Here is a 15,402-nt window from a genome sequence, read left to right on the forward strand (position 1 = left end):
TAGTTGAGATTGTGAATGCTTGGAAGAGGTGATGTAATGATTATGCCCGAAGAGGGACAGTTTGTATATCATTATATAGTAGGAGATGTAAAAAGTGGTTCTTTGAAGGACATGCTGACCAATCATTATGATTACTCCAGCCGGCTGCTCAGGCAGCTCAAGCGGGACGGCAGTATTACTTTAAACGGCAGAGACTGTTGGCTGACCGATCCGGTGCAGAGAGGAGACCAGGTGGTCATTACCTTCCCGGAGGAGCGGTTCGACATTGAAGCTGTTGAGGGACCCTTAGATATTGTTTATGAGGACGACGAGGTGCTTGTGGTCAATAAGGATGCCGATTGTGTGACGCATCCAACCAAAAGCCACCAGCTGGATACCCTGGCCAATCATGTGGCCTGGTACTGGGAGGAGAGAGGTACCCCCGGAAAAATCCGTTTTGTGAATCGTCTGGACCGGGACACTACCGGACTTGTCGTCATCGCGAAAAATAAATATGTGCATCATTATATCCAATCCAGAATGAAGACTGATGCGGTTGAAAAGACTTATATCGCCTTTGTGAACAATGTTCCGGAGGAGAAGGAAGGCTGTATCCGTGTTCCCATTGGCCGTCCGTCTGAGGACAGTCTGGAAAGAATTGTCATGGAAGACGGTAAGGAATCTGTCACACACTTCAGAGTACTGGAAAGCTACAGGAATGCTGCGATGGTGGAGCTGGTACTGGAAACCGGACGCACCCACCAGATCAGAGTTCATTTAAAATATATTGGCTGCCCCATCATTGGCGACAGCCTGTACAATCATGATGGGAATCCGAGCTATGGCATGGCCAGGCAGGCCCTGCACGCTGCAAAGTTGAACTTAACCTTACCCAAAAGCGGTGAGTTGGAACTTTCCGCAGGATTAACTGAAGATTTAGTAACACTTCAAGAAACATTGAGGAAAGAATAAAAAGAAGGTGGAATTATGAGTAAAGAAGAAGCAAAGAAAGTTGCTCCCAAGGCGCCTAGAAAAGGGCTGCCCAAAAAGAAAAAGAAAAGAATGGCAACCTGGAAAATCGTTCTGATTGTACTGGCGGTTTTGATCGTTGCTGGTGTCGTGACAGGCTTTTCGGTCTACGCGGCCAATAGACAGGATATTTCAGATTTTACTTATCAGCAAAAGGAAAAGACGCAGATTTTCTCATCAGATAACCAGGTTATTGCCGAGATGGCAGCTGAGAACAGGACCTACGTCTCTTTGGATCAGATTCCAAAGGATCTTCAGAACGGCCTGATTGCAACAGAGGACTCCCGTTTCTATTCGCACCACGGTGTCGACTACTACGGGATTATGCGTTCACTGGTTTCAAATCTGTTCAGCGGAAACAGTACAGGCCAGGGGGCCAGTACCATTACCCAGCAGCTCGCCAGAGTGCTCTTTGACCTGGACGTTGCTGAACCTGGCTTTATGGATTCTGTCAACCGTAAGATGAAGGAAATCTCCATTTCAAGGCAGCTGGAAGAAAAATATACCAAGGACCAGATCCTTGAAATGTACCTGAATGAATACTACTTTGGTTCTGCCTCCTATGGTGTGCAGGCAGCTGCCCAGACCTATTTTGGCAAAAATGTCTCCGACCTGAATCTGGCCGAGTCTGCCATGCTGGCAGGTCTGCCCCAGGCGCCGTCGGCCTATGCGCCCAACGCCAACTTTGAGGCGGCTAAGAACCGACAGGCCCAGGTACTTGCCCGTATGGTAAAAGAAGGCTACATTACCCAGGAACAGGCGGATCAGGCCGCAGCCACTGAAATCACTATAATGCCATGGTCCGAAGAACAGACCAACGATGATATTAAAGATGGCTACGGGGCATTCATTAATGCGGCGCTTCAGGAATACGCCGAGGCTCTCGCGCCAAGTGTGATGAAGCAGAAGGGTGTGGACGAGGAAGAAGCCGTTAAACAGATCCGCGAAAATATCGCAAACGGCGGTTACCGTGTTTATACAACCATTAACACCGGATATCAGGATGCAGCCATTTCCGCTATGGAAAACGGACTGGACAATGCCGGCTTTAGCCAGGAAAATGGCGACACTGGCGCCATCGTCACGGTGGATAAGGATGGCGCTGTACTGGGCTACTACGCTGGAAACACGGATATCGACATGGCGGATTCACCGAGACAGCCTGGCTCTAACATCAAACCGCTCTATTACAGCGGCGCCATCGAAAAGGGTGTGTTCTCACCGTCTTCAATTATCAAGGATGAGCCGATTAATATTGGCGGCTACTCACCGAAGAATTACGGCGGCGGCTACAGCGGCAATGTCACCATTACCCAGGCCCTTGTCAATTCTTTGAATATCCCGGCGGTTAAGGTCTTTAATACCTTTGGCATTGAAAATGCCATCGACTGGATGAAAACACTGGGTATTACAACTTTTGTTAATCCAGGAGATCTGGACACTGGCGCAGACGACTATAATCTGGCCACAGCGTTGGGCGGGATGACGAATGGGATCAAGCCAATCGAAATGGCAGCTGCCTTCAACTGCTTTAACGATGGCGGTGTTTATAATGAGCCTTACAAAATTGTTAAGGTTGAGCAGACCAACGGCAAGCAGGTCTTTGATAAGAGCCAGCTTGGCCTGACCTCCAGAAAGGTTATGTCTGAAGATACAGCCAGCTCCATGTGGGGTATCCTGCAGCAGGTTGTCACCAGCGGTACCGGCGGACGTGCGGCCCAGGCTTATCCGACAGCAGGTAAGACAGGAACAACGGACAACGAGGAAGATTTATGGTTCACCGGTATGACCGGGAACATTACGACCTCGGTGTGGGTCGGTAACCTTGAACATGACCCAGTCGGCACAGGGAGTTATATCCCGGCAGGTATCTACGGCTCCTATGTCCGGTCACTGATCAACAATGATCTGGTCACTGAGTTTGCAGCGCCTTCAGAGTCTACACAGACAACGCCCATAACCACACCGACGCCGGCTGCAACACCGACGCCGACACCGGAAGCGACAGCAGCACCGACACCAGAACCAACAGTAGAGCCAGAACCGACACCGCGACCAACGTCTACACCGACACCAACAACACCAGATGATGATGAGAAACCTTCCACTGAGGAAGAATAATTGAGGTGTCAAAATGCTGATCAAAAATGAAGAACATACCATTGATGATAAGTTTGAAATGCGCGGAGGAAATGGAACGATCCACATCAAGCATGTTGTGGATCAGGACGTTCTCTGTGACAAGGGAAGATTATATGCCCAGATTACCGTGGAGCCAGGGTGCTCCATCGGTAGTCATGAGCATGTGAACGAAAAGGAAATTTTTTACATCCTGAGCGGTCAGGCCCAGGTAACGGACAACGGTGTAAAGCGGACATTAAATCCCGGGGACGTTCTGGTAACAGGACACGAGAGCGCCCACGCGGTTGAAAACACCGGGGCTGTGAATCTTGAAATGATGGCGCTGATCCTCTACGGAGATGAGAAGTATGAATAAAGAAAATCGAAAAAAAGTGCTGGATGAGCTTGAAAAGCTCTACGGCGGAGAAAAATGCGGGCTGGATTTTACCAGCCCTTTTGAATTGCTGATTGCAACCATGCTGTCGGCCCAGTGCACGGATGTGCGGGTGAATATTGTAACCGGCGAGCTGTTCAAGGAGTACAATACCCCGGAAAAGCTGCTGACCTTAAATGAAGGAGAGCTCAGGGAAAAAATCAAATCCTGCGGTCTCTCCAACACAAAGGCGAAGAATATTCTTTTGACCTGCCATATGCTGCTCTCAGAATACAACGGTGTTGTGCCCGAGACCATGGAGGAGCTCATAAAGCTTCCGGGCGTTGGCCGGAAAACCGCCAATGTGGTTATGAGCAACGCTTTTGACGTGCCGGCCATCGCGGTGGATACGCACGTGTTCCGGGTATCCCGGCGTATTGGCCTGGCAAAAGGGAACAACGTTCTCCAGGTCGAGAAAGAGCTGATGAAAAATATTCCCAGAGACTACTGGTCCAGGGCGCACCACTGGCTGATCTGGCATGGAAGGCGGCTGTGTACGGCCAGAAACCCCAAGTGTGAGAGCTGCGCGATCAATCCTTACTGTGACGATTATAAAAAGCGAAACAAGAAAAAATAAAAAATTGTATACAAAACCCAGATATTCCTTGATATTTTCTCTGGGATATATTAAAATGAGTAAAAGTTTAAATTTATTTTTCACAGGAGGAAGAGAAAATGAAGAAAAAAATCATTAGTGCTCTAATGGTTGGTGTTATGTGTGTATCCGTTTTCGCCTTTGCTGGCTGCAGCTCATCCGGAAGCGGAAGCAGCGGAGATACCATTAAAATCGGCGCTTTAGGTCCTTACACTGGCGACACCGCAATGTACGGTGTGGCAGCTAAAAACGGGATCGAGCTGGCCGCAGAACAGATCAATGCAAACGGCGGCATCAACGGAAAGAATGTTGAAGTCGTTTCTTACGATACCAAAGGTGACTCAACCGAAGCAGTCAACGCGTACAATCGTCTGCGTGACCAGGACGGCGTCGTCGCAATTGTCGGCTCTGTACTGACAGGCGAAAGTATGGCTATTAAAGAAATGGCACATGATGATAATATGCCGATCTTAACTCCGACCTCTACCGCAGCGGACGTTACCGAAGGCGCTCCAAACAGCTTCCGTGTATGCTATCTGGATGAATACCAGGGCAACGCCGGTGCGAACTTTGCAGTGAGCACTGAAAACGGCGGATTAGGCGCTAAAACAGCTGCAATGCTGGTGAATTCAGGCAGCGCTTACTCTCAGGGGCTGGCAGACGCTTTCAAAGCCACCTTTGAAGCAAAGGGCGGCAAGGTTGTCGGCAGTGAATCCTACGCAGATAAAGATAAAGACTTCAGCGCTCAGCTGACCAAAATCAAAGAGCTGAACCCAGAAGTTGTCTATATTCCAGATTACTACAATGTAGCAGGTCCGATCATGCAGAAGGCTAAGGAAATGGGGATTACTTCCAAATTCGTCGGCGGCGACGGCTGGGACAGTGTTCAGGTAGACTACGCTGACGCTGCACAGGGCCAGTATTTTGCAAACCACTATGCAGCAGATTCCCCGAAGGAAGCTGTGCAGAACTTTATCAAATCCTACAAAGACAAATATAGTGAAGCAGCCAACTCTTTCGCAGCCTTAGGCTACGATGGCATGAACGTTATGGCTGAAGCAATCAAAAATGCGGGCAGCACAGACTCACAGGCAATTGTCGATGCACTGCAGAAGATTGATTTTGACGGTGTAACCGGTCATTTCACATTTGACGAAGAAGGTAATCCAAAGGGTAAAGACATTACAATCATTCAGGTTGATAATGGCGAATTGAAATTTGTGACCACTGTACAGGGTGACAACTAAATCAAAAGCACAAATGGATTAAAATAACAGATATAGAAGAGCCTCGGCTCTTCTATATCTGTTTATACAATATGGTGAATTAAAATATTTGAAAGGGAGGTAACTGTTTGTGGTCTTTTTGCAGCAGTTCATTAACGGACTGAATTCAGGCAGTATTTACGCATTGATCGCCATCGGTTATACGCTGGTATACGGTATCCTCAAACTCATCAACTTCGCCCACGGCGAGATCATGATGTTTGGAGCCTATTTCGCATTTATTGCCGCAACGACATTGAACTGGCCCTTCTGGGCGGTTATTGCATTTTCAATGATTTTAACCGCAGTGATGGGCGTAGTCATCGAATTTATCGCCTACCGGCCATTGAGAAACGCGCCGAGGTTATCCGCGCTCATCACAGCCATTGGTGTGAGTATGTTTTTACAAAACCTGGCACTTATGATCTTTGGGGCTGATCCAAAGGTTATGCCGAAGATTTTCCCTCAGGTAGTATTCCACGTGGGAGGTCTGGAAATTAATTCTATTACATTAATTACTATTGGTCTTTCTGTGCTTTTTATGATCTTATTGGAATTATTTATACAGAAGACGAAACAGGGCCGTGCCATGCGCGCCGTTTCAGAAAATCAGAATGCCGCTATTTTAATGGGAATTAATGTGAATAGAACTATTTCACTGACATTTTTGATCGGCTCTGCCCTGGGCGCATTAGGGGGAATTTTATACAGTACCGCCTATCTGAACATTGCGCCGACCATGGGGACAATGCCGGGTCTTAAAGCCTTTGTCGCCGCAGTGCTTGGCGGTATCGGCAGTGTGCCGGGCGCTATGCTGGGCGGTTTTATTATCGGTATGATTGAAACCATGACCAAGGCGTACATTTCCTCAACCTGGGCAGACGCCATTGTGTTTTTAGTGCTGATCATTGTGCTTCTGTTTAAGCCGACAGGTATCCTCGGCAAGAATACGAGAGAGAAGGTGTAGGACATGACAAAGGAACTCAAAAAATCATACATTGTCAACGCAATCTCAATGATCGTAATTTTTGCAGTGATCTACTCACTGGTGACCTTTAAGATTGTTACCAACTATTTTGGCGGTATTGTCATTCTGACCTGTATCATGATCATTATGGCGACAAGCTTAAATATTGTAGCGGGCTTTCTGGGTGAAATGGCCCTCGGCCACGCAGGCTTTATGGCCATTGGGGCTTATACAGCGGCCAGTGTATCCATCGCTATCACCAACGGAAATGACTCGCTGCCTGCGCTTTTGGTCTTGATCATCGCATCTCTGGCCGGCGGGGTTGCCGCAGGGATTGTCGGGATTGTGATCGGGACACCGAGCTTGCGTCTCCGGGGGGACTACCTCGGGATTGTTACCATCGGCTTTGCTGAAATTATCCGTATTTTCTTTGTGAACTTTCAGCCTACCGGTGGTGCGCAGGGCCTTAAAGGAATTCCGCGTATTGCGACTCTGGGCTATGTTTACTGGATTATGATTGTTGTTATTTTACTGATCTTTACGCTGGGGCGCTCTAAATTCGGACGGGCCATTATGTCGATCCGTGAGGATGAGATCGCCTCTGAGGCAGCCGGGATTCCAACTACCAAATACAAGGTTATGGCCTTTACCATCTCCTCGTTCTTTGCAGGAGTTGGCGGTTCTCTGTACGCCCACTATCAGGGCTATCTGGATCCGAACAAATTCCAGTTCATGTTTTCAATAGAAATATTTGTCATCGTTGTACTCGGCGGTCTGGGCAGCGTGACAGGCTCTATTCTTTCAGCTATTGTACTGACGGTTCTGCCGGAACTTTTGCGGCAGTTCTCAGAATACCGTCTGCTGGTGTACTCTCTGGCTCTGGTAATTATGATGATTTTCAGACCTCAGGGCATGCTGGGACGCTATGAGTTCTCACTCACGCGTTTCTTTGAAAATCTGAAAAACCGTAAGGATACAACAAAGAATTCAGTGGACGGAGGTGACGCATAATGCCAATTCTTGAAGCAAAGGATGTAACCATGCGTTTTGGCGGCCTGACTGCTGTCGATAAATTCAATCTCACCCTGGGTTCCAATGAGCTGGTAGGGCTGATCGGCCCGAACGGCGCTGGTAAGACCACGATTTTTAATACCCTGACCGGTGTCTATGTCCCAACCGAGGGGGATATAAAAATTGAAGGTAAAAGCATTGTGGGCAAATCCCCACATGAGGTGGTTAAAATGGGCGCTGCCCGTACCTTTCAGAATATCCGTCTGTTTAAGGATTTAACCGCCATTGAAAATGTTGAAATCGCCTACCATAATTTTGTGAATTACAATCTGGCCCAGGGCCTCTTCCGCACCAGGAAATTCTGGAAGGAAGAGCAGAAGGCCTATGAAGAATGTAAAAAGCTTCTTGAAATTTTTGATATGGGCGAATACGAGCAGACCAAGGCAAAAAACCTGCCCTACGGCCAGCAGCGTAAACTTGAGATCGCAAGAGCCCTCGCATCAGACCCCAAGGTCCTGATGCTGGATGAACCGGCGGCAGGGATGAACCCCAACGAGACCGAAGAGTTGATGGAGACTATCCATTTTATCCGGAATAAGTTTAATATCACCGTTTTACTGATCGAGCATGATATGAAACTGGTTATGGGGATCTGCGAACGGATTGTGGTTGTTGACTACGGCCGTACCATTGCAGAGGGAACACCGGACGAAATTAAGAACAATCCTGATGTAATCCGGGCTTATCTCGGAGATTAGGAGGGGTTTGATGTTAAAAGTAAAAGATCTTAATGTATATTATGGAAAAATCCATGCCATCAAGGGGATTACCTTTGAGGTAAATGACGGTGAAATTGTCACCTTGATCGGCGCCAACGGAGCCGGTAAAACCACAACCCTCCAGACCGTTTCAGGACTTCTGAGGGCGGAAAAAGGCATTATCTCCTTTCAGGGAGAAGATATCAGTAAAGTAAAACCATACCAGATTCCGGATCTCGGGATTGCCCATGTACCAGAAGGCCGTCAGGTCTTTGCTGAGATGACCGTTTACGAGAATCTTGTGATGGGTGCTTTTATCAGAAAGGACAAGCGGGAGATCGCTCAGGATATGGAAATGGTCTTTAACTATTTTCCGCGCCTGAAGGAACGGTCTAAGCAGATTGCCGGTACCCTGAGCGGCGGCGAGCAGCAGATGCTGGCCATTGGGCGAGCGCTGATGACCAGACCGAAGCTTTTGCTCCTGGATGAACCGTCCATGGGGCTTGCGCCGATTCTGGTCGATGAAATTTTCAGTATGATTCAGACCATAAACAGCGCAGGGACTACCATTCTGCTGGTCGAACAGAACGCTAATAAAGCCCTGCGTATCGCGAATCGAGGATATGTACTGGAAACAGGCAAGATCAAGCTGCATGGTACGTCAGAGGAACTGCTTACCAATGACGAGGTACGCACAGCTTATCTGGGCGGCTGATACAGCCTGAATAAAATAGTGATTCACCATAGAATCCCGGGATTACGTGATCCCGGGTTTTTATATGACAGGCAAAAACAGCAACTTGGACCTTATTTTTTGCAATTCGGGCCGAAATTTTTGAAGTTTACCTTAAAAATGAGCTGTAAAAGCCGAAATTTTTTTTAACAAAGCATTTCTACGCTTGATATGGCATAATTCCTGTGTTATACTTAGGAAATTGAGAATGTTTATAATTAGAGCTATGTGGAGGATAATATGAGCGCAAAAGAACTAAGTAATGAAAAAAATATAGTATCAGTTGAGATTACAGTATCAGCTGAAGACTTTCAAAAAGCAATTAAACAGTCTTACAACAAAAATAAAAAACATTTCACGATTCAGGGGTTCAGAAAGGGCAAAGCGCCCAGAAAACTGATCGAAGCTCACTACGGTAAGGGTGTATTCTATGAAGACGCCATTGATTTCGCGTTTCCAGGTGCCTACAAAGACGCGCTGGAGGAACTGAAAATTGAACCTGTAACCCGTCCGGAATTACAGGAAGTAAAAGAAGCCAGTGAAGACGGCGCAGTATTTATTGTAAATATTGGTCTGAAACCTGCCACAACACTCGGAGAATACAAGGGCGCAGAAATTGAATCCCTTGAAGCTGTTGTTTCCGATGAAGATATTGACGAAGAAATCACACGTATGGCTGGCATGAATGCACGCATGATCACTGATGAAAATGCTGAAGCTAAAAAGGGCGACACCGTTATTATTGATTTTGTAGGATACGTTGACGATGTACCGTTCGAAGGCGGCGAAGGCCATGACTATCCTCTGGAACTGGGCAGCAATACCTTTATTCCAGGATATGAAGATCAGCTCATAGGCGCAAAAACCGGTGAAGAAGTTGAAGTAAAGGTTACCTTCCCGGAAGATTACAAGCAGGATGATGTTGCCGGTAAAGAAGCAGTGTTTAAAACAATCGTTAATGAAGTACAGGTTAAGGAACTTCCGGAAATCGATGACGAGTTTGCAAAAGATGTCAGTGAATTTGATACCTTAGACGAGCTGAAAGCCAGTGTTGCTGAAAAGTTAAAAGAAAAGAAAACAACAGAACTGCGCAGAAACGCTGAAAACAAAGTCATCGACTTTGCTGTTCAGAATGCAGAAATTGAAATTCCTTACCTGATGGTTGAAGAAGAGCTGGATCGTACCCTGGATACCTATGACCGCCAGTTAAAGAGCCAGGGACTGGGTCTCAACGATTATCTTGGCTATATGGGTTCAAATGTTGAACAGTTCAGAGAAGGTATGAAAGAAGATGTTGAACGCAATCTTAAGGCGGATTTTGTTTTAACTGAAATTGCAGAAGCTGAAAAGCTGGAACCAACAGAAGAAGAACTGGAAGAAGAAATCAAAAGATATGCCGCTTCCATGCAGCAGGATTTTGAAGAATTTAAAAAGACAGTGAACGAGACGATGGAAGGTTATATGAAGACCGATATCAAACGAAGAAAAGCCATCGATTTCTTAGTCGACGCCGCTCAGGTTAAATAATAGGGGTATAACAATGAATATGAATCTTGTCCCTATGGTTATTGAACAGACGGGACGGGGGGAACGTTCTTTTGACATTTATTCACGTTTGCTGAAAGAGCGGATTATTTTCCTTGACGGGGAAATAAATGATACAACATCCAGTCTGATCGTAGCACAGTTAATCTTTTTGGAAGCGGATAATCCAGACAAAGATATTGAGATGTATATCAACAGCCCGGGCGGCTCCATAACCTCCGGGTTTGCCATTTACGATACCATGAATTTTATTAAATGCGATGTCTCCACCATGTGTGTAGGCATGGCGGCGTCTATGGGCGCGTTTTTGCTGGCGGCGGGTGCCAAGGGCAAGCGCAAGGCGCTTCCGAACAGTGAGATCATGATTCACCAGCCTCTGGGCGGCGCCCAGGGTCAGAGTGTCGATGTGGAAATATATGCCAAACGTTTGATTAAAACGCGTGAAAAGCTCAATGAAATCCTCAGTGAAAAAACGGGTCAGCCCATTGACGTTATCGCAAGGGATACAGACCGCGACAATTTTATGTCTGCTGAGGAAGCGTTAGAATATGGTCTGATTGATCAAATCGTCAGTTCCAGATAAGAGGAATTAATATGTCAAACGAAAAAGATGGAATCAAACAGGTTTGCTGTTCTTTCTGCGGAAAGAGCCAGTCTCAGGTAAAGCGGATGGTTGCAGGACCAGGCGTCTACATTTGTGATGAATGTGTGGCCCTGTGTGAAGAAATCATTGCCAACGACTATGTGCCAAAGGAAATTGATTTTGAAAATGTGCCGACACCCCGTGAGATTAAAGCAAAGCTTGACGAATATGTTATTTCCCAGCACCGCGCAAAACGCGCGCTGGCAGTAGCGGTATACAATCACTACAAGCGTATTAACGCGATGCTGGATACCGACGATGATGTCGAGTTACAGAAAAGTAATATTATTTTAATCGGGCCTACAGGCTCTGGCAAGACCCTTCTGGCTCAGACGCTGGCGCGGGTATTGGATGTACCCTTTGCCATTGCGGACGCCACCTCTTTGACAGAAGCCGGTTATGTAGGCGAAGATGTTGAAAATATTCTGCTGAAGCTGCTGCAGGCAGCAGATATGGACGTTGAGCGCGCTCAAAAGGGGATTATCTATATAGATGAAATTGACAAGATCTCCCGAAAAAGTGACAATCCGTCCATTACCCGGGACGTCAGCGGTGAAGGCGTACAGCAGGCCCTGTTGAAAATTCTTGAGGGAACCGTTGCTAATGTTCCGCCGCAGGGAGGCAGAAAGCATCCGCATCAGGAGTTTATTCAGCTGGATACCTCCAATATTCTCTTTATCTGCGGCGGTGCCTTTGACGGCATGGATGGGGTAATTGAGCGTAGAATGGAAAAGGGCTCCATGGGCTTCAGTGCGACCATTAAAACCTCTGATGAAAAAGCCAAAGAAGAGCTTCTCGATAATATTGAGCCTCAGGATCTGCTGAAATACGGCCTTATTCCAGAATTTATCGGCCGTATTCCGGTCATTGCGACCCTTCAGAATTTAGATGAAGAGGCATTGATCAATATTCTGACCGAGCCTAAAAACGCCCTGGTTAAACAGTATAAAAAAATGTTTGAAATCGAAGGTGTAGCGCTGGAATTTGAAAAAGACGCTTTAAAGGCCATTGCCGAGAAGGCGCTGCAGAATGGCACTGGCGCCAGAGGTCTCCGCGGAATTATTGAAAATATCATGACGGACATTATGTTTGATATACCTTCGGAGGAAGGCGTATCAAAGGTTATTATCACTAAAGATGTGGTCGAACAGCTGGAAGCGCCCGTAGTGGAATCACAGCCAAAAGCCAGTGAAGAAAAGACGACCAGTGTATCTTAGAATACCTGTAAAAAAGCAATCTTATGGGATTGCTTTTTTTATAACTGAAAGACATCCCCTTTTATCTCTTAGAAAGGAGCAATAAAATGAATATTGAGAATGATGAAATGACTTTAAATAATCATATCCAGAATCCTGCGGGTCTTTCCGAAGATATCAAGGATGAGCAGAAAGGCCTGCCCATGATTCCCATGCGCGGTATGAGCGTGTTTCCGGGAATGGTAGTTCATTTCGACATCGGCAGGGATAAATCCATTCAGGCTCTTGAAACAGCCATGACAAGGGATCAGATTGTGTTTCTGACCGAACAGAAGGATATAAAAATAGAAGACCCGGAACCGGAAGACATCTACAGTGTTGGCTGTGTGGCCAAGGTTAAGCAAATGCTTAAAATGCCAGATAACCTGACCAGAATTCTCGTAGAAGTCCAGGAGAGGGCGAAAATTATTGAGTACATTCAGTATGAGCCCTTTTTTGAAGTGCTCTATGAGCCGGTCCAGAGTATTTATTATGACACCAAGGAAAATCAGGCACTGATCCGCATGATCCGCTCTGCCTTTGCGACCTATATGACTATGACCCGGAAAATGGCGACAGACCTGCTGGCCTCGCTGGACCTTGTGGACAATCCGGATAATCTTATTGACCTGATCTGCGCCAACCTGGTTTTGGAAAGCAAGGATGCCCAGCGCATTCTTCAGGAAACCGATGTGGAAAAACGCCTGATGATCACCTATGAGGTGCTGGTCAGCGAGCTGGAAATGCTTCGCATTGAACAGAATATTGACGCCAAGGTGAAATCGGAACTGGATAAAAACCAGCGCGAATATGTTCTCAGAGAACAGATCAAGGTCATTCAGGAAGAGCTTGGCGAAGGCGACGTCATCGACGAGATTGAGGATTACCGTGAGCGTCTTGATTCACTTGAAGTCAGCGACGAGGTCCGGGAGAAGGTTACCAATGAGATTAACCGTCTGAACAAAATCCCGGCAGGATCCTCAGAGGCTGGTGTGATTGAGAGCTATATTGAGTGGGTTCTCGATCTGCCCTGGAATATTATGACAGAAGAAACCCTTAATGTGGTGGAAGCGAGAAAGATACTCGATCACGATCATTACGCATTGGAGAAGGTTAAGGAGCGTATCTTGGAATACATTTCTGTTCTCCAACTGTCAAAATCTCTGAAATCACCGATTTTATGTCTGGTGGGACCTCCGGGGGTTGGTAAAACTTCCATTGCCAAGTCCATTGCCCGGGCATTGAACCGTCCATATGTGCGTATGTCCTTAGGCGGGATGCGGGACGAGGCAGAGATTCGTGGGCACCGCAGAACCTATGTGGGGGCGATTCCGGGACGGATTATCTACCACTTGAAGCAGGCGGAAGCCATGAACCCGCTGTTCCTGTTGGATGAAATTGACAAGCTTAGCCAGGATTTCCGGGGCGATCCGGCGTCAGCCCTCCTGGAGGTTTTGGACCCGGAACAGAACAGTACTTTTACGGACAACTATCTGGAGCTTCCCTTCGATCTGTCCCATGTCATGTTCCTGACCACAGCCAACTCTCTTTCCACTATTCCGAGACCGCTGCTTGACCGTATGGAGATCATTGAGGTCAACGGCTATGTGGAAACAGAAAAACTGGAAATCGCTAAACGCTACCTAATTCCAAAGCAGCTGGAAATCCACGGTTTAAAGGCCAGCAGCTGTAAGATCAGCCAGAAGGCGCTGCAGAATATTATCAGTTACTATACCCGCGAATCCGGTGTCCGTGAGCTGGAGCGCCAGATTGCCCGTGTGTGCCGTGTGGCCGCGAAGGAAATTGTGGAAAACGGTAAGCAGAGTGTTTCCGTTACTCAGAAGAATCTTGACAAATTCCTGGGCATGGAACGCTATTCCTTTGACACTATGAACAATGTCAAGGAGATAGGCCTTGTCAATGGGCTTGCCTGGACTTCTGTTGGCGGCGAAACGCTTCAGATTGAAGTGGTTGTTGTAAAGGGAACCGGCAAGATCGTAATTACCGGTCAGCTTGGCGACGTCATGCAGGAATCTGCCAAGGCAGCCATCAGCTATATTCGTTCCAAAATATCGGAGCTGGGTATTGCCGAGGATTTCTATGAAAAGAACGATATCCATCTGCATGTACCTGAGGGCGCAGTGCCAAAAGATGGCCCTTCAGCGGGTATTACCATGACCACAGCACTGATTTCGGCTCTTACAGGTAAGCCAGTGCCTCAGAATCTGGCCATGACAGGTGAAATCACTTTGAGAGGCCGCGTGCTGCCAATCGGGGGACTACGCGAAAAGCTGACAGCTGCACACCGTGCAGGCATTAGGGAAATTATCCTGCCGAAGGAAAACCAGAAGGATCTTGAGGAAGTGCCGGATATGGTACTGGAGGCTCTCAATATCCACCCGGTCAGCAAAATGGAAGAAGTTACAAAAATTGTATTTGAGGAGCTCAAATGAAAGTAACCCAAGCCGAGATCGTCATCAGCGCGGTCCAGCAATCTCAATATCCTGAGGATAATCTGCCGGAAATCGTCCTGTTGGGGCGCTCCAATGTCGGTAAATCCTCCTTTATCAACACACTGATCCAGAGAAAGGGCCTGGCCCGCACCAGCTCCCAGCCTGGAAAAACACAGACCATGAACTTTTACAAGATTAATGACGCTTTCTATTTTGTGGATATGCCAGGCTATGGCTATGCCAAGGTTTCTAAAAAAGAGCGTGAAAAATGGGGAGTTATGATTGAGGAATATCTCCAGAAACGTGAGAACATGGTGCTGGTCCTGCTGTTGGTAGACAGCCGCCACGAGCCCACTGAGGACGATCGGCTCATGTACGACTGGCTGACTTATTATGGTCTTGATCCGGTTATCATCGCGACAAAAGCCGACAAGATTTCAAAGGTACGGCAGAAAAAGGCAGTCGACAACATTTTCAATACATTGCGGCCAAGAAAGCGGAGTGATGTCATTCTGTTTTCAGCAGCCACTAAGATGGGAAAAGATGAAGCCTGGGAAGTAATTGAAGGACGGCTGTAAATTTTCAAAGAAAGCAGGCTTGCAGATAATAAGCCTGCTTTTTATTTTAACAGCCAG

At 47.1% G+C, this 15,402-nt stretch carries 14 protein-coding genes; all 14 read left to right on the forward strand.

All coding sequences use genetic code 11. The features are described from left to right. The first annotated feature begins 36 nt into the window (after positions 1-36). The 14 genes from FYJ53_RS04440 (at position 37) to yihA (ending at position 15,345) form a co-directional block, all read left to right on the forward strand. The gene (locus FYJ53_RS04440; RefSeq protein ID WP_090413277.1) at positions 37-951 is read left to right on the forward strand and encodes an RluA family pseudouridine synthase; all 915 of its coding nucleotides are present in this window, start codon (positions 37-39) and stop codon (positions 949-951) included. 15 nt (positions 952-966) lie between these two features. Further along, positions 967-3,129 carry a transglycosylase domain-containing protein gene (locus FYJ53_RS04445; RefSeq protein WP_013381801.1) on the forward strand — a complete coding sequence of 721 codons (2,163 nt, stop codon included), beginning with the start codon at positions 967-969 and terminating at the stop codon, positions 3,127-3,129. Between the two features lie 13 nt (positions 3,130-3,142). Beyond that, entirely contained in the window at positions 3,143-3,505 is a 363-nt protein-coding gene (locus FYJ53_RS04450) for a cupin domain-containing protein (protein ID WP_013381800.1), read from the forward strand. Further along, positions 3,498-4,139 (forward strand): endonuclease III, encoded by a 642-nt coding sequence (gene nth / locus FYJ53_RS04455; RefSeq protein ID WP_013381799.1) that lies wholly within the window; start codon positions 3,498-3,500, stop codon positions 4,137-4,139. Before FYJ53_RS04450 ends, nth begins: the two co-directional genes overlap by 8 nt. A 98-nt stretch (positions 4,140-4,237) precedes the next feature. Beyond that, positions 4,238-5,404: an ABC transporter substrate-binding protein gene (locus FYJ53_RS04460; RefSeq protein ID WP_154557012.1), complete on the forward strand. Its 1,167-nt coding sequence runs from the start codon at positions 4,238-4,240 to the stop codon at positions 5,402-5,404. A gap of 109 nt (positions 5,405-5,513) precedes the next feature. Then, entirely contained in the window at positions 5,514-6,389 is an 876-nt protein-coding gene (locus tag FYJ53_RS04465; RefSeq protein WP_013381797.1) for a branched-chain amino acid ABC transporter permease, read from the forward strand. Between the two features lie 3 nt (positions 6,390-6,392). Next, positions 6,393-7,400, forward strand: coding sequence for a branched-chain amino acid ABC transporter permease (locus tag FYJ53_RS04470; RefSeq protein WP_013381796.1), 1,008 nt, complete (start codon positions 6,393-6,395; stop codon positions 7,398-7,400). Next, the gene (locus tag FYJ53_RS04475; RefSeq protein ID WP_013381795.1) at positions 7,400-8,158 is read left to right on the forward strand and encodes an ABC transporter ATP-binding protein; all 759 of its coding nucleotides are present in this window, start codon (positions 7,400-7,402) and stop codon (positions 8,156-8,158) included. Before FYJ53_RS04470 ends, FYJ53_RS04475 begins: the two co-directional genes overlap by 1 nt. A 10-nt stretch (positions 8,159-8,168) precedes the next feature. Continuing rightward, on the forward strand, positions 8,169-8,873 hold the full coding sequence (locus tag FYJ53_RS04480) for an ABC transporter ATP-binding protein (RefSeq protein ID WP_013381794.1): 705 nt from the start codon (positions 8,169-8,171) through the stop codon (positions 8,871-8,873). Positions 8,874-9,131: 258 nt separating this feature from the next. Next, positions 9,132-10,418: a trigger factor gene (gene tig / locus FYJ53_RS04485; protein ID WP_090413282.1), complete on the forward strand. Its 1,287-nt coding sequence runs from the start codon at positions 9,132-9,134 to the stop codon at positions 10,416-10,418. 19 nt (positions 10,419-10,437) lie between these two features. Continuing rightward, entirely contained in the window at positions 10,438-11,019 is a 582-nt protein-coding gene (gene clpP / locus FYJ53_RS04490) for an ATP-dependent Clp endopeptidase proteolytic subunit ClpP (protein ID WP_038353137.1), read from the forward strand. 11 nt (positions 11,020-11,030) lie between these two features. Further along, on the forward strand, positions 11,031-12,296 hold the full coding sequence (gene clpX / locus FYJ53_RS04495) for an ATP-dependent Clp protease ATP-binding subunit ClpX (protein ID WP_090413284.1): 1,266 nt from the start codon (positions 11,031-11,033) through the stop codon (positions 12,294-12,296). Between the two features lie 86 nt (positions 12,297-12,382). After that, complete coding sequence (lon, locus tag FYJ53_RS04500) at positions 12,383-14,767, forward strand: endopeptidase La (protein WP_090413285.1); 2,385 nt, start codon at positions 12,383-12,385, stop codon at positions 14,765-14,767. Next, complete coding sequence (gene yihA, locus FYJ53_RS04505) at positions 14,764-15,345, forward strand: ribosome biogenesis GTP-binding protein YihA/YsxC (RefSeq protein ID WP_013381789.1); 582 nt, start codon at positions 14,764-14,766, stop codon at positions 15,343-15,345. The genes lon and yihA overlap by 4 nt, the downstream gene beginning before the upstream one ends. Positions 15,346-15,402: the final 57 nt, after the last annotated feature.

The sequence above is a fragment of the Eubacterium sp. BL-380-WT-2B genome (assembly GCF_009696115.1).
Taxonomy (GTDB): Bacteria; Bacillota; Clostridia; order Eubacteriales; family Eubacteriaceae; genus Eubacterium; species Eubacterium callanderi.